Source organism: Acinetobacter sp. 226-1 (assembly GCF_030329325.1).
Classification (GTDB): Bacteria; Pseudomonadota; Gammaproteobacteria; order Pseudomonadales; family Moraxellaceae; genus Acinetobacter; species Acinetobacter sichuanensis.
In genome coordinates this window covers 213,688-234,325 of the sequence record NZ_JACANU010000002.1, presented here as the reverse complement: position 1 = coordinate 234,325, position 20,638 = coordinate 213,688, and the positions used below count along the sequence as shown (strand labels likewise).

At 37.3% G+C, this 20,638-nt stretch carries 23 protein-coding genes; 15 read left to right on the top strand and 8 right to left on the bottom strand.

Annotated features, from left to right (window positions below; translation table 11 throughout):
* The first annotated feature begins 157 nt into the window (after positions 1-157).
* Positions 158-1,795 carry an L-aspartate oxidase gene (gene nadB / locus HX124_RS04550; RefSeq protein ID WP_286382077.1) on the top strand — a complete coding sequence of 546 codons (1,638 nt, stop codon included), beginning with the start codon at positions 158-160 and terminating at the stop codon, positions 1,793-1,795.
* A 64-nt stretch (positions 1,796-1,859) separates the two neighbouring features.
* Here the strand turns inward: nadB and HX124_RS04545 are convergent, their stop codons facing one another.
* Positions 1,860-2,276 (bottom strand): PaaI family thioesterase, encoded by a 417-nt coding sequence (locus HX124_RS04545; protein ID WP_107007089.1) that lies wholly within the window; start codon positions 2,274-2,276, stop codon positions 1,860-1,862.
* 178 nt (positions 2,277-2,454) lie between these two features.
* Here HX124_RS04545 and HX124_RS04540 point away from each other — a divergent pair, with 178 nt between their 5' ends.
* Positions 2,455-2,904 (top strand): DUF6210 family protein, encoded by a 450-nt coding sequence (locus tag HX124_RS04540; RefSeq protein WP_286382076.1) that lies wholly within the window; start codon positions 2,455-2,457, stop codon positions 2,902-2,904.
* An 8-nt stretch (positions 2,905-2,912) separates the two neighbouring features.
* Here the strand turns inward: HX124_RS04540 and tmk are convergent, their stop codons facing one another.
* From tmk to pabC, 3 genes are read right to left on the bottom strand one after another with little or no spacing between them, the layout of a single operon-like run.
* A complete protein-coding gene (gene tmk / locus HX124_RS04535; protein WP_286382075.1) occupies positions 2,913-3,521 on the bottom strand; it encodes a dTMP kinase in 609 nt (202 codons plus the stop codon).
* A 9-nt stretch (positions 3,522-3,530) separates the two neighbouring features.
* A complete protein-coding gene (gene mltG, locus HX124_RS04530; RefSeq protein WP_286382074.1) occupies positions 3,531-4,562 on the bottom strand; it encodes an endolytic transglycosylase MltG in 1,032 nt (343 codons plus the stop codon).
* Positions 4,534-5,379, bottom strand: a complete 846-nt coding sequence (pabC, locus tag HX124_RS04525) for an aminodeoxychorismate lyase (RefSeq protein WP_286382073.1) — start codon at positions 5,377-5,379, stop codon at positions 4,534-4,536. The genes mltG and pabC overlap by 29 nt, the downstream gene beginning before the upstream one ends.
* A 161-nt stretch (positions 5,380-5,540) precedes the next feature.
* On the opposite strand from pabC, the gene HX124_RS04520 reads away from it, so the two are divergent.
* From HX124_RS04520 to HX124_RS04490, 7 genes are all read left to right on the top strand, one after another.
* The gene (locus HX124_RS04520; RefSeq protein WP_107007084.1) at positions 5,541-6,548 is read left to right on the top strand and encodes a sulfate ABC transporter substrate-binding protein; all 1,008 of its coding nucleotides are present in this window, start codon (positions 5,541-5,543) and stop codon (positions 6,546-6,548) included.
* A gap of 23 nt (positions 6,549-6,571) precedes the next feature.
* Entirely contained in the window at positions 6,572-7,177 is a 606-nt protein-coding gene (locus HX124_RS04515) for an RBBP9/YdeN family alpha/beta hydrolase (protein ID WP_286376736.1), read from the top strand.
* Positions 7,178-7,260: 83 nt separating this feature from the next.
* A complete protein-coding gene (cysT, locus tag HX124_RS04510) occupies positions 7,261-8,094 on the top strand; it encodes a sulfate ABC transporter permease subunit CysT (RefSeq protein WP_107007082.1) in 834 nt (277 codons plus the stop codon).
* On the top strand, positions 8,091-8,984 hold the full coding sequence (gene cysW, locus HX124_RS04505; RefSeq protein ID WP_286382072.1) for a sulfate ABC transporter permease subunit CysW: 894 nt from the start codon (positions 8,091-8,093) through the stop codon (positions 8,982-8,984). The genes cysT and cysW overlap by 4 nt, the downstream gene beginning before the upstream one ends.
* Positions 8,985-8,995: 11 nt before the next feature.
* A complete protein-coding gene (locus HX124_RS04500) occupies positions 8,996-10,057 on the top strand; it encodes a sulfate/molybdate ABC transporter ATP-binding protein (RefSeq protein WP_107007080.1) in 1,062 nt (353 codons plus the stop codon).
* 53 nt (positions 10,058-10,110) lie between these two features.
* On the top strand, positions 10,111-11,040 hold the full coding sequence (locus tag HX124_RS04495; protein ID WP_107007079.1) for a CysB family HTH-type transcriptional regulator: 930 nt from the start codon (positions 10,111-10,113) through the stop codon (positions 11,038-11,040).
* 178 nt (positions 11,041-11,218) lie between these two features.
* Complete coding sequence (locus tag HX124_RS04490; protein WP_286382071.1) at positions 11,219-12,436, top strand: outer membrane protein transport protein; 1,218 nt, start codon at positions 11,219-11,221, stop codon at positions 12,434-12,436.
* Positions 12,437-12,518: 82 nt separating this feature from the next.
* Here the strand turns inward: HX124_RS04490 and carO are convergent, their stop codons facing one another.
* Positions 12,519-13,262 (bottom strand): ornithine uptake porin CarO, encoded by a 744-nt coding sequence (gene carO, locus HX124_RS04485; RefSeq protein WP_107007077.1) that lies wholly within the window; start codon positions 13,260-13,262, stop codon positions 12,519-12,521.
* Positions 13,263-13,561: 299 nt separating this feature from the next.
* On the opposite strand from carO, the gene dapD reads away from it, so the two are divergent.
* From dapD to HX124_RS04455, 6 genes are all read left to right on the top strand, one after another.
* Entirely contained in the window at positions 13,562-14,383 is an 822-nt protein-coding gene (gene dapD, locus HX124_RS04480; RefSeq protein WP_107007076.1) for a 2,3,4,5-tetrahydropyridine-2,6-dicarboxylate N-succinyltransferase, read from the top strand.
* 115 nt (positions 14,384-14,498) lie between these two features.
* On the top strand, positions 14,499-15,209 hold the full coding sequence (gene queE / locus HX124_RS04475) for a 7-carboxy-7-deazaguanine synthase QueE (RefSeq protein WP_286382070.1): 711 nt from the start codon (positions 14,499-14,501) through the stop codon (positions 15,207-15,209).
* Positions 15,210-15,328: 119 nt separating this feature from the next.
* Complete coding sequence (gene queC / locus HX124_RS04470) at positions 15,329-15,997, top strand: 7-cyano-7-deazaguanine synthase QueC (RefSeq protein WP_107007074.1); 669 nt, start codon at positions 15,329-15,331, stop codon at positions 15,995-15,997.
* A gap of 16 nt (positions 15,998-16,013) precedes the next feature.
* Positions 16,014-16,421, top strand: a complete 408-nt coding sequence (locus HX124_RS04465; RefSeq protein ID WP_107007073.1) for a hypothetical protein — start codon at positions 16,014-16,016, stop codon at positions 16,419-16,421.
* A gap of 72 nt (positions 16,422-16,493) precedes the next feature.
* The gene (locus tag HX124_RS04460; RefSeq protein WP_213069626.1) at positions 16,494-17,195 is read left to right on the top strand and encodes a Dph6-related ATP pyrophosphatase; all 702 of its coding nucleotides are present in this window, start codon (positions 16,494-16,496) and stop codon (positions 17,193-17,195) included.
* 2 nt (positions 17,196-17,197) lie between these two features.
* Positions 17,198-17,656 carry a peroxiredoxin gene (locus HX124_RS04455; RefSeq protein ID WP_286382069.1) on the top strand — a complete coding sequence of 153 codons (459 nt, stop codon included), beginning with the start codon at positions 17,198-17,200 and terminating at the stop codon, positions 17,654-17,656.
* 63 nt (positions 17,657-17,719) lie between these two features.
* Here the strand turns inward: HX124_RS04455 and HX124_RS04450 are convergent, their stop codons facing one another.
* From HX124_RS04450 to HX124_RS04440, 3 genes are all read right to left on the bottom strand, one after another.
* On the bottom strand, positions 17,720-18,919 hold the full coding sequence (locus tag HX124_RS04450; RefSeq protein ID WP_286382068.1) for an alpha/beta hydrolase family protein: 1,200 nt from the start codon (positions 18,917-18,919) through the stop codon (positions 17,720-17,722).
* A gap of 125 nt (positions 18,920-19,044) precedes the next feature.
* The gene (ubiA, locus tag HX124_RS04445; RefSeq protein WP_286382067.1) at positions 19,045-19,932 is read right to left on the bottom strand and encodes a 4-hydroxybenzoate octaprenyltransferase; all 888 of its coding nucleotides are present in this window, start codon (positions 19,930-19,932) and stop codon (positions 19,045-19,047) included.
* A 14-nt stretch (positions 19,933-19,946) separates the two neighbouring features.
* The gene (locus HX124_RS04440) at positions 19,947-20,447 is read right to left on the bottom strand and encodes a chorismate--pyruvate lyase family protein (protein WP_107007068.1); all 501 of its coding nucleotides are present in this window, start codon (positions 20,445-20,447) and stop codon (positions 19,947-19,949) included.
* Positions 20,448-20,638 lie beyond the last annotated feature (191 nt).

Here is a 20,638-nt window from a genome sequence, read left to right as displayed (position 1 = left end):
GTAATATTATGTTTCTATATTATTAAAAAACAATACTTTACTTAAAAATTACTTAAAATATGACAAATTCGTCATATAAACCAAAATATGAGCGCTATAACGCTTGAAATTTGTTTAAAAAAAGAGTGTCATTATCAGACTTTTTTCAAATTAGCTGATGGACATGCCTAATTTAAAAACCACGCATCAATTTGACGTGATTATTGTGGGAAGTGGTGGCGCAGGTTTAAGCCTTGCTTTATCTTTGCCAGCACATTTTAAGATTGCGGTTTTAGCCAAATCAAATCTGACGGATGCAAGTACTTATTTTGCACAAGGTGGCGTTGCTGCGGTACTTGATGAAACAGACTCTATTCAACAACATATAGATGACACCATGATTGCAGGTGCCCAACTTTGTGAATTAGAAGCTGTTAAACATACCGTTGAAGGTGGACGCCCTTCGGTGGATTTCCTGCTTGGTCATGGTGTGCAATTTACTTTAGATGATGATGAACAATTACATTTGACCCGTGAAGGTGGACATTCTCAGCGTCGTATTATTCATGCTGCAGATGCAACAGGCAAAGCCATTTCTACCACTTTGGTTGAACGCGCCCAAGAAAAAGAAAATATTACAATTTTTGAAAATTATATTGCCATTGACCTGATTACCACGCATAAACTTGGGCATACTCACGAAGCAAATCATGCTGTGGGCTTATATGCCCTGGATGAACGTAATGAAAATGTTCATACCTTTTTAGCACCATTTACTGCACTTGCTTGTGGTGGTGCTATGAAAGCCTATTTATATACCTCAAATCCTGATATTGCCACAGGTGATGGGATCGCTATGGCATATCGTGCAGGTTGTCGTGTTGCCAATATGGAGTTTAATCAATTCCATCCAACCTGTTTATATCATCCTCAGGCGCGTTCTTTCTTAATCACAGAAGCCATGCGTGGTGAAGGTGCTTATCTGCGTTTACCAGATGGTGAACGTTTTATGCTGCGCTTTGATGAACGCGCAGAACTGGCACCACGAGATATTGTGGCACGTGCCATTGATTATGAAATCAAACGCTTAGGTATTCGACATGTATGGCTTGATATCAGTCACAAACCTGCTGATTTTGTCAAAGAACATTTTCCGACACTCTATGCACGTTTACTTGAACTAGGCATTGATATTACCAAGGAAATGATTCCAGTCGTCCCTGCTGCGCATTATACCTGTGGCGGTGTCGTGGTCGATGAAAACAGTGAAACTGATATTGCAGGTTTATATGCCATTGGAGAAACATCATACACAGGCTTACACGGTGCAAACCGTATGGCAAGTAATTCATTACTAGAATGTTTTGTTTATGGTATGAGTGCTGCCAAAGATATTGAAGATAAATATCAGCAGCATTTTGAAGTCCCACAAGTTCCTGAATGGGATGCCTCAAAGGCTTCAAACCCAGATGAAGATGTAGTGATTTTACAAAACTGGGATGAACTGCGTGCCACCATGTGGAACTATGTTGGTATTGTCCGAACCACGAAGCGTTTACAACGTGCATTACATCGTATTGAAATGCTTAAAAAAGAAATTACTGAGTACTATCAAGATTACCATGTCAGTAAAAATCTGATCGAACTGCGTAATTTGGTTTTGGTCTCAGAAATGATTGTGCGCTGTGCGATGGAACGCAAGGAATCACGTGGTTTGCACTATACATTGGACTACCCTGAACTGGCGCCAGAACTACGTAAAACCGTACTCACGCCGCCTGACTTCAAAGTCGACACACCTCTGGTTAATACTTAATCAATACATTAAAAAAGAGATTCATTGGAATCTCTTTTTTTTAACTAAAACAGTTTAGATGCTTTTATCTTTTCGGCGGAATCGAATATGTACCCGTGACATGCGCGACAGGCTCATCCTGATCAATCGAGTAAATCCAAACTTCACCGACAATCAACGCCTGTCCAACTTTCATAAGTTTACATACCCCACGCAAATCTACGCCACCAGAGGGTTTACGTAAAAAATTAATATTTAAATTGGTTGTAACTGCCAAACCGACAATGCCAATTTCACCTAAAATCGCGACATATAAAGCAAAATCAGCCAACGTCATCATCGTTGGTCCTGAAATCGTCCCACCGGGGCGAATATCTGTACCACTCACATGCCAAATCAAGCTTGCGCCACACTCGGTGACTTCCTCAATTTCGCATTTTTCTAAACTCGGTGGAAAATGGACGGTTAAAAAATCAATAATTTCCTTTTTAGTGCTTTTCATTTTTGATTCATCCCTTGAATTATTTCTTTATGACGCTGTATTTTCAATATAAAGCTTTTTCTGTAAAGACTTGAGAACGCTTGGGTTCACATTTTCAATCAAAAAGAAGTTTTTTGCCAATGCTTTCATTTTGTTCTATTTTAAAAGTCACTCAAACCATAAATTTTCATCAAATATGATGCAAAACCCTTACATTTTTATAGATGCCGATGGTACACAAAGCTCGTGGTTATACTTAATTGTTGAAAAATCAACGCAAGTATTTTATGCAAGTCAGTGCGCAGGTTTAGAGAATCAAATACGCAGCACTGAAGGCTATTTAATTCCGTTGATTGGACTGACATTTGATACAGATGTTTTGTTAGATGAATATTCACATCAATTAAGACAGATATTTCATCAAGGACAATCTTGTCGCAGTGCAACCAAACTGAATACACAACAATTGCTTCAACTGCAAAGCTGCATTGAAAATATCACCATTTGGTTCACAAACAATGAACCAGAAGATGATCAACGTCAGCATCTATGTTTAGACATGAGCCGACAGGAGGAAATCACAGAAGCTTGGGTTCCTGTCATTTCCCCTTATGGTAAAGCAATTTTAATCTGGAAAAATTGTGACTAAAGCGATGATTAAACACATTCAGCCAAATAGCTTAAAGCCTCAGCAAACACCTGTTCAGGACTTTGTGTTGCATCTAAACGCTTCATACGCTCAGGCTCACGTGTATGAATTTCTGCAAATCCTGAACGGACAGATGCAAAAAAAGCAACTTTTTCTTGCTCGAAACGGTCTAAAGCACCTCGCTCTCGTGCACGTGTCATGCCCAATTCAATTGGTGCATCCAACCAAAAAGTGAGATCAGGCATTCGACTGACAAAGTTTTCATTCAGAAGTTGTAGTTTTTCCCGACTCAGCCCACGCCCTGCACATTGATAAGCAAAACTGCTGTCTGTAAAACGATCACACAATACAATTTTACCCTCTGCCAAGGCAGGTAAAATCACAGTTTCCACATGCTGTGCCCGTGCAGCATACATCAGCAACAACTCAGTGTTGTTACTCATTTTTTCCTCATGATTGACTGACAGCAATAACCCACGAATTTGCTCAGCCAACGGTGTTCCACCTGGCTCACGGGTCAGTACAACATCTTTACCTTGCGCCTGAAAATGCTCAAATAATTTTCGAATCAGTGTGGTTTTACCTACGCCTTCTGTGCCTTCAAAACTAATAAACATGACTACTCCTTAATTTTTAGCACGCATGACAGCAAGGTATTCCTGAACTGCTTTGTTATGATCTGCCAGATTACTTGAAAATTTATGCCCACCATTGCCTGTTGCCACAAAGTAAATATTGTCTGAGTTGTCAGGATGCATGGCTGCCTCAATGGCTTTTTTACTTGGCAAAGCAATCGGTGTAGGTGGTAAACCATTGATCGTATAGGTGTTATACGGTGTAGGTGTACGCAAATCTTGTTTGCTGATATTACCTTTATAGTTGTCACCCATACCATAAATCACAGTTGGGTCAGTTTGCAGACGCATTCCTAATTTCAAACGGCGAACAAATACCCCTGATACTTGCTCTAATTCGCTGTCTACACTGGTTTCACGTTCAATAATGGATGCCATAATCAAGGCTTCATATTTATTTTGATAAGGTAAACCTTGATCACGTTTTTCCCAAGCAGCATCTAAAATTTTCATTTGACGCTGATATAAATCGGTCAGAATCTTTTGATCAGTTGCGCCTTTATCAAAGAAATAGGTATCAGGTGCAAATAGACCTTCAGCATGCTCAAAAGGAATATTTAAAGCTTTAAGCATCTCAGCAGTAGGTAGATTTGCAAGCTCAGTTTTCACATATTGATCTTTTTGCAAGGTCTTTAAAAGCTGCTTTGTCGTCGTTCCTTCAATCACCAGAATACGATTCATTTGTGCATTATCAGCATCAGAGACCATTAACAACACTTCACGTACACTCATGCCTTGCGTCACTTCATAGACACCTGCTTTCATGGTTTCCTGAATAAATGCTTTGCGATATAACTTCAAAATAATTGGAAAACTGACTTTGTTATCTTTGGCTAATTGATCAATAAATCTAGTATAAGTTTCACCATTATCAATCACCAGTTTTTGCTTCTGACCATTGACTGGATAGGTTTTAAATAAACTCATTTTCAACACGACTGCACCTAAGACTAAAAGTCCAATCAGTACAAGCGCAATGCCTTTATAAAATTTGTTATTGGTTTTTACAGGAGTATTCGGCATGAGATTTAAACAGTTGTAATTGCAAAGTTTCAAATAATTCAACACAAGGTTGAATCTCTAAAGCACGTGTATTCAAAGTATCTACTATTTTCATCGGGCTTAACGCATTACAAAAAAATAGACTTTGAATATGTGGAATTTCATTAAAATCAACGATACGTTGTTCACATGAAATCTTGTGGCGTTGCATACGCTGCAAAATCTCAGCACGCATAACACCATGCACACCATTATAGCGGAGTTCAGGCGTAATCCATGTATTGTTTATTTGAATAAAACAATTACTGCTCACTCCTTCAACAATTTGATCTTGTATATCGACCACCAAAGCTTCAAGCCATCCTTTTTCATGTGCTTCTTTTTTTAACATCACTTGTTCAAGTCGATTCAAACTTTTTAATCCCACAAGTTTAGGCATGGTTAAACCAATTTTTTGGGTTAATACTCCACTTTGAATCAATTCGGGCTGAAAGTTTTCGGTGTTTTGTGGATAATAAAATACATATAAATCTGCGGGATGATCAGGCATCAGGTAGCCTCGTTGCCCTTCACCACGACTGATTACGATTTTTAAAGTCCCATTTAATACATCAAATTGTTGGGTGAGCTGTTTGAGCATTTTATCTAAAAGGGAAAAATCTACTGTCAAAAATAACCGTTCAGCAGATTGTTGCAAACGTTGACGATGTAAATAGTCTAATTCGATGACATTTTGATGAATACGGGCAGTGGTAAAACAACCATCTCCATACTGAAACGCGCGATCAAAAATTGAAATATTATCAATAATTTGACCATTTTTATAACAAAAAACCATACTCATTTTCCTAAAAAAACACCAAAAACATACATATTTACCAATTCATCTTATGCGTTTTTATTCATATAAAATTCGTTTTTTATTATTTTTTATGGATAAAGACTGGCGTTATGCTGCACGCATATTAACGAAATTACGAATTATTTGGGGCATATCCGATGCAATTTTCAAAATTAAAATTAGGTGTTGTTGCTGCACTCATTTCAGTGACATCTTTGAGCGCAAGTGCAAAAGATTTTCTAAACGTTTCTTATGACCCAACACGTGAACTTTATGACAATTTTAATAAACAGTTTGCAGTATATTGGAAGTCAAAAACAGGACAAGATATTGATTTTAAACAATCACATGGTGGTTCAGGAAAACAAGCTCGTTCTGTGATTGATGGCTTAGGCGCAGATGTAGTAACGCTTGCTTTAGCGGCTGATATTGATGCAATTGCAGAAAAGACAGATTTATTACCAAAAGATTGGCAAAAGAAATTTCCACAAAACTCTACACCTTATACATCAACCATTGTCTTCTTAGTACGTAAAGGCAACCCTAAAGCCATTAAAGACTGGGCAGATTTAGTAAAACCGGGTGTAGAAATTATTACCCCAAATCCAAAAACATCAGGTGGTGCGCGTTGGAACTATTTAGCAGCTTGGGCATGGGCAAAACATAAATATGGTACAGATGCTAAAGCACAAGATTTTGTACGCCAAATTTATAAACAAACCAAAGTTTTAGACTCAGGCGCACGTGGTGCAACGACAACATTTGCTGAGCGTGGTATTGGTGATGTGCTATTGGCTTGGGAAAATGAAGCATTTTTAGCGCAACGTGAACAGCCTGGTAAATTTGAAATTATTACACCTTCACTCTCTATTTTAGCTGAACCACCTGTTGCAATTGTGGAAAAAAATGCTCAAAAAGATGGCAACCTGAACCTAGCTAAAGCTTATTTGAACTATTTATATTCACCAGCAGGACAAGAAATTGCAGCAAAAAATTACTACCGTCCACGTAATGCTGCAACTTTACAAAAGTATAGTACAACATTTAAACCACTCAAATTAGTCACGATTGATAAAGAGTTTGGTGGTTGGACTAAAGTTCAAAAGCAACATTTTGAAAATAATGGTGTTTTTGATCAAATTGTAAAAGCAAACACAGCGAAATAATACGCTTAAGCAGGAGCATCGACATGATTCATACCGTAATTGTTCCAGGTGTAGGTGGCAGTGATTATGATCATTGGCAATCTTGGTTACAGCGCCAATTCATGTCTTGCTCTCGTGTGCAACAAGAGAATTGGAACCTTCCTGTGTTAGCACATTGGATTGAAAAATTTGTTGATACCTTAAGTAAAACAAATCGTCCTGTCCAAATTGTTGCACATAGCTTTGGTTGTTTAACCAGTGTTGCAGCATTAGCCCAACATCCTGAGTTAACTAAAAAAGTTAAAAAACTTGTTTTGGTTGCACCTGCCAACCCTGCTCGTTTTGGTGAAGCTGGTTTTGCACGAGATAGCATTGGCAATTATGCTGAGTATTTTCACAATCTAAGCATTCATGTGCCTGTTGATATGATTATTTCTGAAAATGATCCTTGGTTAAATTTTGAAGATGCTCAGGCTTTGGCAAAAGCTTGGAACATTCAAGCTTATAATCTGGGGCAAGCAGGTCATATCAATGTTGCTTCTGGTTTTAATACTTTTCCTGAAATTTTTGATCATTTAATTGCAACACCATCAATACCTTATATCAATAATTTTGATGACAGCAAGTTGTTTTTTAAATTTGCAATTTGAGTATTGCCTTTTAAGCTTGGCAAAAGTTGTTTAGTTTATTGGCTTGTTGACTTCAACAAGCTTTCTCTCTTTGAGGAGTAGTCATGTCGCAGCGATCCCGAGTGCTGCCAGGATTTGGTCTTTCACTAGGCTTCACCCTTGCGTATTTGTCTTTAATAGTACTGATACCATTATCTGCTGTATTTATAAAATCATTAGGTGTAGGTTGGGACGGGCTTTGGGAAATCCTAAGTTCTGAACGTATTTTAAAATCTCTACAACTCAGCTTTAGTACAGCAATTATTGCAGCCTTAATTAATGTTGTATTTGGCTTGTTACTGGCTTGGTGTTTGGTTCGTTACACCTTTCCTGGTAAACGCATTGTTGATGCTCTCGTTGATTTACCGTTTGCATTACCCACTGCTGTTGCAGGGATTGCCTTAACTTCTCTTTATGCACCTACAGGATGGATTGGTCAATATCTAGAGCCTTTAGGAATAAAAGTTGCGTATACGCCTTTAGGTATTACTTTAGCATTAATTTTTATTGGAATTCCATTTGTAGTACGTACAGTACAACCTGTTTTAAGTGATTTTGAAACAGAATTAGAAGAAGCAGCTTCTGCTTTAGGTGCAAACCGTTTTCAAATTATTACCAAAGTGATTTTACCTGTGCTCTTTCCTGCACTATTAACAGGCTTTGCTTTAGCATTTGCTCGTGGTGTTGGTGAATATGGCTCTGTTATTTTCATTGCAGGTAACCAACCCTTTGAAACTGAAATTGCACCATTAATGATTATTTCTCGTTTAGAAGAATATGACTATGCAGGTGCAACAACAATTGCTGTTGTCATGTTGGTCATCTCATTTTTTATCTTGTTCTTAATTAACTTGATTCAAGCTTGGGCAAGTCGCCGTACAGGGAGAACTGCACGATGAGCTTAACAACAAATAGTCAGGCTTTAGCTGAAAAACTGCAGTCACGAGACGCAACACGTGAACCAAAATGGGTACGTTATACGCTGTTAACAATTGCCTTGGTTTTCTTCTTAAGCTGTCTCATTTTGCCATTAATTTTGGTTTTTGTTGAGGCGTTTAAACAAGGTCTCACAGTTTATTTTGAAGCTTTGGTTAATCCAGATACATTATCAGCCGTTAAATTAACCTTATTAACTGCTGCAATTGCAGTACCTCTTAACGTGATTTTTGGTGTTGCTGCTGCATGGTGTGTTGCGAAGTTTAACTTCCGTGGCAAAGCCATTTTAACCACGATCATTGATACACCTTTTTCAGTTTCTCCTGTGATTGCGGGTTTAATGCTGGTCTTGATCTTTGGTTCGCAAGGTTGGTTAGGTGGCTGGCTCATGGACAATGATATTAAAATTTTATATGCAACACCTGCCATTGTTTTAGCTACTGTATTTATTACCGTTCCTTTTGTTGCACGTGAGCTCATTCCACTCATGGAAGCACAAGGAACAGAAGAAGAAGAAGCCGCTATTGTTTTAGGTGCTTCAGGTTGGCAAACTTTCTGGAAAGTCACTTTGCCAAATATTAAGTGGGGTCTAATCTACGGTGTGATTCTATGTAATGCTCGTGCAATGGGTGAATTTGGTGCAGTTTCAGTTGTTTCTGGGCATATTCGTGGTGAAACCAATACGCTACCGCTTCATGTAGAGATTTTATATAACGAATATACCTTTAGTGCCGCATTTGCCGTGTCATCATTATTGGCTTTATTGGCAATTATTACCCTTATTCTTAAAACATGGGTCGAGTTCCGCCAAGAAAAACTCAACCAAAGTAAAGATGATTCAACAGTTTCTTAAGGAATGACCTCATGAGTATTCAAGTTAAAAATATTGAAAAACATTTTGGTGCATTCCATGCACTAAAAGATATCACTTTAGATTTTCCAGATGGTCAATTGGTCGCATTACTCGGTCCTTCTGGCTGCGGTAAAACCACTTTATTACGTATCATTGCTGGCTTAGAGTCCGCAGATCGTGGGCAAATCGTACTTGAAGGACAAGATGCTACCAATGTTCATGTTCGTGAACGTCAAGTCGGTTTTGTATTTCAGCACTATGCGCTATTTCGTCATATGACTGTGTACGATAATGTCGCTTTTGGTTTACGTGTTCGTCCACGCGCAACGCGTCCTAGCGAAGCAGAAATTAAAAAACGTGTCACTCGTTTATTGGATTTAGTTCAACTTGGTTTTTTAGCTGACCGTTATCCTGCACAGCTTTCAGGTGGTCAACGCCAACGTATTGCTTTGGCACGTGCCTTAGCTGTAGAGCCTCGTGTATTATTACTTGATGAACCCTTTGGCGCATTAGATGCTAAAGTACGTAAAGAATTACGTCGTTGGTTGCGTACTTTACATGATGAATTACATATTACCTCTATTTTTGTCACACATGACCAAGAAGAAGCGTTAGAAGTTGCTGACCAAATTGTTGTGATGAATAAAGGTGATATTGAACAAATCGGTTCACCTCGTGAAGTTTATGAAAGACCTGCAACACCATTTGTTTTTGACTTCTTAGGTCAAGCAAACCGCTTTGAAGGTGAAAATCGTCAAGGTGTCATTCATTTAGGTGAAGATACGATTCGACTTGCAGCAGCGCAAAATACAGCAAATGGCAAGATTATTGCTTTCGCTCGACCTGATGAACTCATCATTCATACTCAACCTACAGAAAATGCCATTCAAGCGACATTTTTACGTGAGGTTTGGATTGCAGGAAAAATCATGGCTGAGTTACATGATCGTCAAGGTAATCTCATTGAAATTTCTCTAAATTCTGAAGAAGCTAAATTACACAAATTTCGACCAAATCAAACTGTTTGGGTCAGTCCATCTACTTTACACTTATTTGAAAATCAAGTTGCATAATGCGCTATACGGGTGAGTGATCTACACTCATCCATGATTGAGGTATCCACACAATGAACTTTCAACAATTACGAATTATTCGAGAAACGGTTCGACAAAATTATAATTTAACTGAAGCTTCTGCTGCTTTATACACCTCACAGTCAGGTGTAAGTAAACATATTAAAGATTTAGAAGATGAACTCGGTGTGCAATTATTTGTACGCAAAGGTAAACGTTTATTAGGTTTAACTGAACCTGGACAAGCTTTACTGAGTATTGTTGAACGCATGCTCATCGATGCAGATAATATTAAACGTCTTGCTGATGATTTTAATAAAGTGGATGAAGGCACATTAACTATTGCAACAACACATACACAAGCACGTTATGTGTTACCTCCAATCGTTAATTTGTTTAAAAAAGCTTTTCCTAAAGTTCATCTGATTTTACAACAAGCGAGTCCTGTTGAAATCTCTGAAATGCTACTTCTTGGTTTAGCTGATATTGGTATTGCAACTGAGTCACTCACCACCGAAGATAATTTAGGTAGCGTTCCATTTTATGAATGGAAACACAGTATTATTACGCCACAAGATCATCCTCTGAGTAAACTTGACGCGAAAGAAATTACACTAGAAAAATTGGCAGAATATCCAATTATTACCTATCACGGTGGGTTTACAGGTCGTTCTAAAATCGACAAAGCCTTTCAAGATGCCGAGTTAGATGTTGATATTGTGATGTCAGCACTAGATGCTGATGTCATCAAAACTTATGTCGAACTAGGTATGGGTGTCGGTATTGTCAATGATGTCGCTTATGACCCAGAACGCGACCATCGTTTAAAACAAATTGATACCGATATTTTTGGAATCAATACGACATGGATTGCTGTACGTAAAGGGCATTTGCTACGTGGTTATGGTTATGAGTTTATTTCTCTATGCTCACCTGAAGCTGATATTAAAGCACTCAAGAAAATCGCCTACCCTGAAGACTAAATAGACGCATAGTGAACAGATTTATATAAAAGAGAGCACTATTGCTCTCTTTTTAATTTTCACATTCAAAATCATACAATTATTCACTCTAATTATTGCACATTATAAAAAATAGACCTAAAATATTTGTATAAAAAAAAACCAATTTACTTTTTAAGATTAAGGTTAAGGTCATTACATGAATATTCAGTGGTTAGGGACAGCTTCGTTAGGAATGCTACCTGTATTTTGCATGGCTGCTGGATTGGAAAAATCAGACCAATCTATTCACGCCTTTTTAGAAGGTGGTAACTATTTAGAATTATCTTACGCACAACTGCATGCCAATGTATCAGGTCAAGTCAGTCATCAAGAAGAATTACAAAAAATTGGCGTACAAGATTTTTCAACAGGTGACTTAATTCAACCTTATTCTATGCTCAATGCCGCAATCAAAATTCAATATCAACCTAAATTATCCTTGGCTTTTATTTATGACCAACCTTACGCAGCAAACTTAAAATATGATTATTCACCACATACAACACTTGGAAAACAGTCTTTAGAATCCGCTCAATTCGATGTTAATAGTCATAACCTTTCCAGTATTTTTGGCTATCAACCCACACCGAATTGGAATATTTATTCAGGCTTTGCAATTCAAGATTTTAAAGGTTATTTAAATCTAAATGGCTTATCCTATTCGGTGATGAGTGGTTATGAGGCTCAATTTAAACCTGATACAGCCTTAGGTTGGATTGCAGGCTTAAGTTATCAGCGACCAGAATATGCCTTACAAGCAGCGATTACTTATCGTTCTGAAATCAAACATCAATCACATATTAATGAAAGTATTCAGGGGCAAACTTTGCTCTATACTCCAGAGCAATCAACAACAATTAAAACACCACAATCTATTAATATTGATTTTAGGTCAGCACTGAATACAAATAACTTGCTCTATAGTTCATTACGTTGGGTTAATTGGAAAAATTTTGAAATCCAACCCACTCAATTTGATGCTATTTTAAATACAGTGGTAGAACAATATCCAGATTTAGTACAACATTTTAACTTAATTGATTATCAAGATGATCAATGGTCTGCGAAGTTAGGTATTGCGCATCGTTTTACTGAACAATGGGTCATGTCTACAGATGCTTCATGGGATTCAGGGACAGGAAATCCCGCAGGAACCTTAAACCCATCAGATGGCTATTATGCTTTCGCTTTAGGTGTTATGTATTACCCACGACCTAAGAGTTTCATCGCAACAGGTATTAAATATTTTAAACTACAAAAAGCTGATGTAATGAATCAATCAACCTTAATTACAGGTAATCAAAATACCAACCTAAACACTGTCAATAACAATGATGCTATTGCCTATGGTTTACGTATAGGACATTTTTTTTAATTATCGAACATTTAAGATTGAATGCGTAAAAATCAAAAAAACGAGCCGAAGCTCGTTTTTTATGTATGAAAGAAGGCTTGTTTTACCAGTGGTAACTCACACCAACTTTACCTACAGGCATCCATTCATATTTATCATCATTTGCAATTTTATTAGATTCATTTGCAAGTTCTTGATCTAAATTATGACCTACAGTTGAGCTAGCTGAACCAGATACCGCTTGAAGGTTTACTTTTGGATTACCTGTATAGTAAGCACCTACTTCACCAAAAACGCCGATGTTTTTAGTAATTTTTGGCGCAAAACCAAGACCAACATAAGGTGCTATATCATTATCATATGATAAATTACCTTTAATTTGTGTACCATTAGGACCTGCTTGGAAGTCTTTATGATTCACAGTAAAATTACGACCAGCGTTTACATTACGGTTTAGATCATAATCGTTATCAACATAGCCTACACCCGCTGCTACATATAAACCTTGAGCCCATACATTTTGACTTGCACCCCAAGGGCGGAATTCAGCATTTAAATAAGCAAGGCTGTTATCCATATCCATATCATATGTTGAGCCATTTACTTTAACATCATCTGACCATGAAATATCACCGCCATTATAACCTAAAGCCAAACCTACGTATGGATTAGCAGTCCAAAGTAAGGCACCACCATAACCTGTTGTACCAACTTCAGCACGTACACCTGTTGGAATGAGTTGGCTTTTATCAAATGTATAACCACTATGTACAACTTGGTCATCAGCCATAGCAAAACAAGATGCAGATAATGCTGTTGCTACCGCTAATACTTTTAACATTTTCATAGATGTCTCCTCAGAAAGCATTTCTTCTTTAATCATTCGTATATTTTTGACTCAAATTTATAATATGTAAAAATTACCTATCAAAAAATATGCATATTGATTAACTTTTGTTAACTTTTGATACAATTATGCATAATTATTTGTTTTTAGGTGCTTTACATCTATACAAAACTAGTATTTTTATGCTTATGCAATACAACCTTTTTCCAGTATGATATTTTTCTAGAAAAAGCTGTTTTTTTATCTCATTTAATCACTTTTGGTGTAGAATCTTCGGCAAACTTTTTTGGAAAAAGATCATGTCTCAGCTTTCCACTCTTATTGAGCAAGCATTTGAAGACCGTGCTAATTTCACTGCTGCAACATGTCCAGCAGAAATTCGCCAAGCAGTTGAGGAAGCAATTGCAGGTTTAGATAATGGCTCACTTCGTGTAGCAGAAAAAATTGATGGTGAATGGGTTGTTCACCAATGGCTTAAAAAAGCTGTTTTATTGTCATTTAAAATCAATGACAATAAGCCAATTGAATCTTGTGATCTTCGTTTTTACGACAAAGTTGATACTAAATTTAAAGGCTGGACTGAAACACAATTCCAAGAAGCGGGTGTTCGTGTTGTTCCTCCTGCTGTTGCACGTAAAGGCTCTTTCCAAGCAAAAAATGTGGTCTTGATGCCTTCTTATGTCAACATTGGTGCTTATGTAGATGAAGGCACAATGGTTGATACATGGGCAACTGTAGGTTCATGCGCTCAAATTGGTAAAAATGTTCATCTTTCTGGTGGTGTGGGTATTGGTGGTGTATTAGAGCCACTTCAAGCAAACCCAACAATTATTGAAGATAACTGTTTTATTGGTGCACGTTCTGAAATTGTTGAAGGTGTTATCGTTGAAGAAGGTTCTGTGATTTCAATGGGTGTCTTCATTGGTCAATCAACAAAAATCTATGATCGTGCAACTGGTGAAATCCATTATGGTCGCGTACCAGCAGGTTCAGTTGTTGTTGCAGGTAGCCTACCTTCTAAATGCGGTACTTATAGTTTATATGCTGCTATTATTGTGAAGAAAGTTGATGCTCAAACTCGTTCTAAAACCAGCTTGAACGACTTACTTCGCGAAGACTAAGTTTCTATTCATTTTTAAATAAAATTTAGTCCTTCCTCATCTCTACGCTCAGTGATGAGCGTGGAGATTTTTATTTTGTAAGCTGTGGCACTCTTTGTAATCTGTGGTAAAAGTCATGAATTCTCTACGTTCTTCAACTATTCCTGTTTCTGATCCGTCTGCGGGGCTACGTATCACGGAGATTTTTTATTCTTTACAAGGTGAAGCCAATGCTGCTGGTTTGCCTACGGTATTTATTCGCCTCACAGGTTGCCCATTACGTTGCACGTATTGTGATACAACGTATTCTTTTGAAGGTGGCGAACGTCAATCTTTAGACCACATTATTCAAACGACTTTAGATTTTAAAACACCTTATATTTGTGTTACTGGGGGCGAGCCACTTGCTCAACCCAATGCACTTCCCTTAATGACTCGTCTTGCTGACTTAGGCTGTCATGTATCGCTAGAAACCAGTGGTGCTTTAGATGTGTCTAAAGTAGATACTCGTGTATCTAAAGTGCTTGATCTAAAAACACCAACATCAGGTGAAATGCAGCGTAATTTAATCAGCAATCTTGATCATTTAACTCAACTCGACCAAATTAAATTTGTTATTTGTAATCGTGAAGATTATGAATGGGCAAAACAGCAAGTGACAGATTTTGCTTTAAACCAAAAAGTGAGTACTGTTTGGTTCTCGCCCGCTTTCGCTGTAGAAAAAGGTGCTGTCCGTTTACCTCAATTGGCACGTGACTTGGCACAATGGATTTTAGAAGACCATCTCCCTGTACGTTTCCAATTACAATTGCATAAACTGCTTTGGAATGATGAAACTGGTCGTTAATACCTTTATTTTTTGATGCATTACTTTTTCTGATGATTGTTATTTTTCAATAAATGTGTAATTTCATTTTGAAGTAATAATCTATCTTTTTGAAAAAGTTCAATATTTGGAGTTAAAATATGCGCTCTCGTGCCGTAGTCTTATTATCTGGTGGCTTAGACTCAACAACCTGCTTAGCTTGGGCGCAAGCAAATTATGACTGTATTGCGCTAAGCTTTATGTATGGTCAACGTTCAACAACCGAGTTAGATGCGGCTCGTGCCATCGCTCAACAAGCGGGTGTTGAACATCGTGTGATTAACATAGATTTAGGTAACTTAGGTGGCTCAGCCCTTACAGACCATAACATTGACATTCCAGATCATGAAACCGATGGTATTCCTGTAACTTATGTTCCAGCACGTAACACGATTTTCCTCTCTTATGCACTCGCTGCCGCAGAAGTTTTCGACGCTCAAGCCATTGTCATTGGCATTAATGCTGTTGATTATTCAGGATATCCTGACTGTCGCCCTGAATTTATTGACGCTTTTGCCAATATGGCACGTCTTGCAACTAAAGTCGGTGTTGAAGGAAAACCACTTAAATTTGAAACACCTCTGTTACATTTATCCAAAGCGAATATAATACGCTTAGGCATAGAACATGGCGTAGACTATAGTCAAACGGTCTCATGCTATCAAGCAGATGACCAAGGACGTGCTTGTGGAATATGTGATAGCTGCCGCCTTAGAAAACAAGGTTTTAATGATGCAGGTGTTACCGACCCAACACGTTATATACAGTAATAACAAGGTACAGTTTATGAAAAACTTAAAATCGGGTCTCATTCTTTCAACTTTATTTTCTACAGTAGCATTGTTTGGTACTACGGCTCAGGCAGACAATAATGCATTACAACAAGCATATAAAAGCAGCAACGTAAAGTCTGCATTGATTGGTGTATGTAAAACTGAAACTGCAAAAGGCGGTAAGTTAACCAGTGCTGAAGTCAGCAAATATTGTTCTTGTGCAATTGAGTCCGATGGTAAATTAACCAATGACCAAAAATGGCAAATTCAAAGTGCCATCAATCAAAAGAAAAGCCCATCAACTTTAGCTTTTGTTCAAAAACAAAATCAAGAACTTCAATCATGCTTTGGCCCTCAGTTAACAGGTAAATTAAAAACTTTAACTGAAGCTGCAATGAAAGCTGCTCAAGCACAAAAATAAAATTTGGTATGTGTAAAAGCCTGCTTTATGCAGGCTTTTTTATCATTTGGGGTCAATCAATTAGATCGTATTATGCACAAATTTATTCCAAAACCCTTGCAACAGCGTAAATTTGTTGCGTCTTATAGTGGTGGTAAAGACAGCAGCCTTGCGCTTTATCATGCAATGCAAACAGGTACACCAGTTGCTTTAATGATCATGCTAGAAGAACAAGGTCTACGTTCACGCTCCCATGCAATGCCTCTTGAAATTATTGATGCGCAAGCTGCAGCATTAGGTTTGCCTATTTTAAAAGCAGCCGCCACATGGGAAAATTATGAGCATGAGTTTTTACACATGCTAGATGAAGCAAAACAATATGGCGCTGAGATTTTAGTCACAGGAGATATTGATTTACTTGGACATGCGCAATGGAATCAATCTATTTGTGACCGTCAAGATATCGAGTTATGTATGCCTTTATGGCAAAAACCACGTCTTGAGGTTGTAAAGGAACTTATTTCATTAAATTTTAAATGTATTGTAGTTACTATTAACTTAAATCTAGGTATGAAAGTTGAAGACCTTGGGCGTGTTTTAGATCAAAGCTTTGTTGATGAATTATTAGCACGTCATATCGACCCATGTGGTGAAGCAGGTGAATTTCATACGACTATGATTGATGCACCTATTTTCAAACAACCACTTTCTGTGGTTAAAGGTGATATTCTGTATCATGAAAATTATGCTTTTTTAACATTGAAACTAGAGCATGAACAACATTTTAAGGAATGAGCATGACTGAAACGATTCAACTCCCAACACAAATTTTTTTAAGTACGACAGGTGAAATTAACCTTTCTGAACAATCAACGGATTGGTTAATCATTTATTTTTATCCAAAAGATAATACGCCAGGTTGTACGACACAAGCCGTTGGATTTTCTTGTTTAAAAGATCAATTTGATGCTTTAAATACTACAATTATTGGGGTTTCTCGTGACTCAGTAAAAACGCATCAGAACTTTACTGAAAAACAGGCTTTAACGATTGACTTGATTAGTGACAAAGATGAAGTGTTATGTCAGCATTTTGATGTCATTAAAGAAAAAAATATGTACGGTAAAAAAGTCATGGGCATCGAACGCTCTACTTTTATTTTCCATAAAGGTCAATTGGTTAAAGAATATCGCAAAGTCAAAGCAGCAGGACATGCTGAAATTGTTTTAGAAGATTTAAAAGCTCTACAGAAATAACTCAACATTTAATATGAAAAAAAAATAAGGAGCATATAGCTCCTTATTTTTTATAAGACTAAATTATTGTTTCATCAAACTATCTACAGTATTCACTAATAGTGGAATATTGTCAGATACAGCCGTGCTATGAGTTTTTCCTTCTAAAAGCTGCAATTTAACATCGGTTTTTTTCGCAGCCATATTTGCAGCCAATTGTTCTGTAATGAGATATGGGACTGTGGTATCAGCTTTACCTTGATAAATATATACTGGCTTTTCAAGTTTCACTTTGGCAGGTGTATTATCTGCTAAATAATGTGCAACATCAGGATCTGTTTTAAAGTTTGTTTGCAGTGCTTGATATTTACTAAAATTGCCGCCATTGGACTGTAAAGTTTTTTGAATATCCTCACCAAATTTAACGGCTAACTCAGGTGAACACAAACTTTCCGCTTGTTCTGCTAAAGGTACTTTTGCATCAATAAATGCTTGATTATATTTAAAGGTTGTTGATCCTGCTTTGATTCCTGAGCTGACAATTGCAGCATAGGTATATAAAGTTGCACCTATTTTTGTCGCCTGCACAGCATCACCTGCAAGCGCATATTGATTTGCAACTTGCATACCCAAATCAAGTGTTTCACCTAAATAAGATGCTGGTGCAATCGCCACTGTGCCTTTAAAATTATAATTTGGTAATGCTTTGCTATATTCAGCCGCAGCTAAAGCAGCATGCCCACCTTGAGACCAACCAATCACACTCCAGTTTTTAGATAAATTGCCATAATGTTTATTTGCCTCATCTAAAGCAAATAAAATTGATTTTGCAGCACTTTGTAAATTGAGGTACGGATGTGCAACATTCTTATTACCTAAACCTTCATAGTCTGGTGCAACAACAGCATATCCTCTTTGAACTAAAGCCATAATTAGGCTTTTTTCAAGTCCATCTAAAGCATTCGCAGATGGTGCACATTGGTCAGCAGCACCCGTTGTACCATGAGCCCATACAACCACAGGCCAACCACCTGTTGGTACTGTACCTTTCGGTGTAAAGACTAGGGTCGTTGCACTGATATCTTTATTTAATACACTTGGCATTGTATAAGTAAAAATATCGTGTGTATTCACAACATTTGCCACATCATTATCAACTGTAAATGTTTTAGTCTTTGAATCTACTATAAAGTTAAAGTCATCATCATCGTCATTACACCCCGCAAAAAAGAGAACCGAACTACAACTCAGTGCGATAAGTGATTTTTTAAGTAAGTGTTGCATAGTTACATCCTCATTGTTGTTTTTTCGCCCTTCATGAGCACTTACCTAATAAAACACAAAAAAAAGTACCTTACTAGGGTACTTTCCATGAAAATGTAATGTTTTCATCGTTTGTCTTTAAATTTTTAATTTTTAAAATATAAAGCAATAAATATACCGACAAAGATAATAAACCCCACCCAACGATTATGACGAAATGCCCAAAAACAGCGTTGTGGATCACGATCGTTGGTTTTTGTCCATTGATAAATAAAATCTGCAACAACAATAACTAAAGCAATCAAGCCATAAGGAAATAATAAATTTTCTAAATATAAAGTTGCACCAATTAAAAGTACGCTGATCGCTTGTAACAGTGAAATAATTTCGATGTCATATTTACCAAATAAAATGGCTGTCGACTTCACACCAATTTTTAAATCATATTCACGGTCAGTAATCGCATATTGTGTATCATAAGCCACTGTCCAAGCCAAATTACCAAAATAAAGTAACCAACATGACCAATCCAAAGGCTTGCCCATCGCTGTAAAAGACATTGGAATACCCCATGAGAATGCCATGCCTAAAACCACTTGTGGTAAATGCGTATAGCGTTTCATAAATGGATAAATAAATGCCAATACCAAACCTGCCAATGCACAATAGAATGTTGCAATCGGTAAGAAAAACAATGTACAAGCACTTGCAGCCACCAAGGCAATAAAAACCCAAATTGCTTCTTTGGCTGAGATTACACCTGTGGCTAAAGGTCTATTTTTGGTTCGCTCTACATGCGCATCTACCTTGCGATCTGCAAAATCATTAATTGCACAACCTGCTGCACGCATGAAAATCGTACCTAATACCATAGCAGTTAATGTCACAAGATCAGGAATTCCCCCTGCTGCAATCCATAACGCCCACATCGTTGGCCAAAAAACCAACTCTGTACCAATTGGTTTATCAAAACGGCACAAATAATAATAAGCTTCTAAACGATCACGCCATGAGGTTTGTTGCAGAGTTCTCATGAAAATATAACACCTTATTTCAATGACTTACTTTCAATAAATTGTTCAAAAGTAGGTAGGAAAGTTTCTTGCACAATAAATTTACAGCCATGCCAAATATAACAACTTTGACGTGTCCAGCCATCTTCCAAAAATAACACTCGACGTTCACACGCTGGTTGTGTACGTTGAAATAAAAATCGACCTATAGGTTGTCGCCCAATATGCTGAAATAAACGAGCACGTTTTTGTAAGCTTAAAATCGGGAAAATACTTTTTGCTTTGACCCATGCATCTGCATCACAACCATATAAAAGGCTTTCACGTACCCATGCTGTATGTTGATACGGCATCTGCATCCATTGACTATCAATAAATGTTAAACGTTGGAAATGTTCCTGAGTAGGCACAACCTTAAATACACCACCTGCAAATTCAGTCAGTTGTTGTGTAAGCGAACCTTCAGCATAAAGCCATTTTTTTAAATGTTCAGGAATATCAGAAATCTGTTTGGGGCAGGAAGCAATCAATGTCATTTCCTTGAAATGTTAAATAAAGAAAAGCATCATTTAGAATAATCACAAAATAATGTCAATTTTTATAAAGTATATCAAGATGGTGACAAGCTGTGTTGTTATTAGCGCATTCATATTCAAAGTTTGAACACTAGCACCGTTACTTGCAATGTAAATTGGATATTTTCAGGTATTGATTTTACATTTTGACG

What these genes read in the sequence shown, in the direction of transcription:
- nadB (WP_286382077.1), top strand. Translation starts at nt 158, where the DNA reads ATGGACATGCCTAATTTAAAAACCACGCATCAATTTGACGTGATTATT.
- HX124_RS04545 (WP_107007089.1), bottom strand. Translation starts at nt 2,276, where the DNA reads ATGAAAAGCACTAAAAAGGAAATTATTGATTTTTTAACCGTCCATTTT.
- HX124_RS04540 (WP_286382076.1), top strand. Translation starts at nt 2,455, where the DNA reads ATGCAAAACCCTTACATTTTTATAGATGCCGATGGTACACAAAGCTCG.
- tmk (WP_286382075.1), bottom strand. Translation starts at nt 3,521, where the DNA reads ATGTTTATTAGTTTTGAAGGCACAGAAGGCGTAGGTAAAACCACACTG.
- mltG (WP_286382074.1), bottom strand. Translation starts at nt 4,562, where the DNA reads ATGCCGAATACTCCTGTAAAAACCAATAACAAATTTTATAAAGGCATT.
- pabC (WP_286382073.1), bottom strand. Translation starts at nt 5,379, where the DNA reads ATGGTTTTTTGTTATAAAAATGGTCAAATTATTGATAATATTTCAATT.
- HX124_RS04520 (WP_107007084.1), top strand. Translation starts at nt 5,541, where the DNA reads ATGCAATTTTCAAAATTAAAATTAGGTGTTGTTGCTGCACTCATTTCA.
- HX124_RS04515 (WP_286376736.1), top strand. Translation starts at nt 6,572, where the DNA reads ATGATTCATACCGTAATTGTTCCAGGTGTAGGTGGCAGTGATTATGAT.
- cysT (WP_107007082.1), top strand. Translation starts at nt 7,261, where the DNA reads ATGTCGCAGCGATCCCGAGTGCTGCCAGGATTTGGTCTTTCACTAGGC.
- cysW (WP_286382072.1), top strand. Translation starts at nt 8,091, where the DNA reads ATGAGCTTAACAACAAATAGTCAGGCTTTAGCTGAAAAACTGCAGTCA.
- HX124_RS04500 (WP_107007080.1), top strand. Translation starts at nt 8,996, where the DNA reads ATGAGTATTCAAGTTAAAAATATTGAAAAACATTTTGGTGCATTCCAT.
- HX124_RS04495 (WP_107007079.1), top strand. Translation starts at nt 10,111, where the DNA reads ATGAACTTTCAACAATTACGAATTATTCGAGAAACGGTTCGACAAAAT.
- HX124_RS04490 (WP_286382071.1), top strand. Translation starts at nt 11,219, where the DNA reads ATGAATATTCAGTGGTTAGGGACAGCTTCGTTAGGAATGCTACCTGTA.
- carO (WP_107007077.1), bottom strand. Translation starts at nt 13,262, where the DNA reads ATGAAAATGTTAAAAGTATTAGCGGTAGCAACAGCATTATCTGCATCT.
- dapD (WP_107007076.1), top strand. Translation starts at nt 13,562, where the DNA reads ATGTCTCAGCTTTCCACTCTTATTGAGCAAGCATTTGAAGACCGTGCT.
- queE (WP_286382070.1), top strand. Translation starts at nt 14,499, where the DNA reads ATGAATTCTCTACGTTCTTCAACTATTCCTGTTTCTGATCCGTCTGCG.
- queC (WP_107007074.1), top strand. Translation starts at nt 15,329, where the DNA reads ATGCGCTCTCGTGCCGTAGTCTTATTATCTGGTGGCTTAGACTCAACA.
- HX124_RS04465 (WP_107007073.1), top strand. Translation starts at nt 16,014, where the DNA reads ATGAAAAACTTAAAATCGGGTCTCATTCTTTCAACTTTATTTTCTACA.
- HX124_RS04460 (WP_213069626.1), top strand. Translation starts at nt 16,494, where the DNA reads ATGCACAAATTTATTCCAAAACCCTTGCAACAGCGTAAATTTGTTGCG.
- HX124_RS04455 (WP_286382069.1), top strand. Translation starts at nt 17,198, where the DNA reads ATGACTGAAACGATTCAACTCCCAACACAAATTTTTTTAAGTACGACA.
- HX124_RS04450 (WP_286382068.1), bottom strand. Translation starts at nt 18,919, where the DNA reads ATGCAACACTTACTTAAAAAATCACTTATCGCACTGAGTTGTAGTTCG.
- ubiA (WP_286382067.1), bottom strand. Translation starts at nt 19,932, where the DNA reads ATGAGAACTCTGCAACAAACCTCATGGCGTGATCGTTTAGAAGCTTAT.
- HX124_RS04440 (WP_107007068.1), bottom strand. Translation starts at nt 20,447, where the DNA reads ATGACATTGATTGCTTCCTGCCCCAAACAGATTTCTGATATTCCTGAA.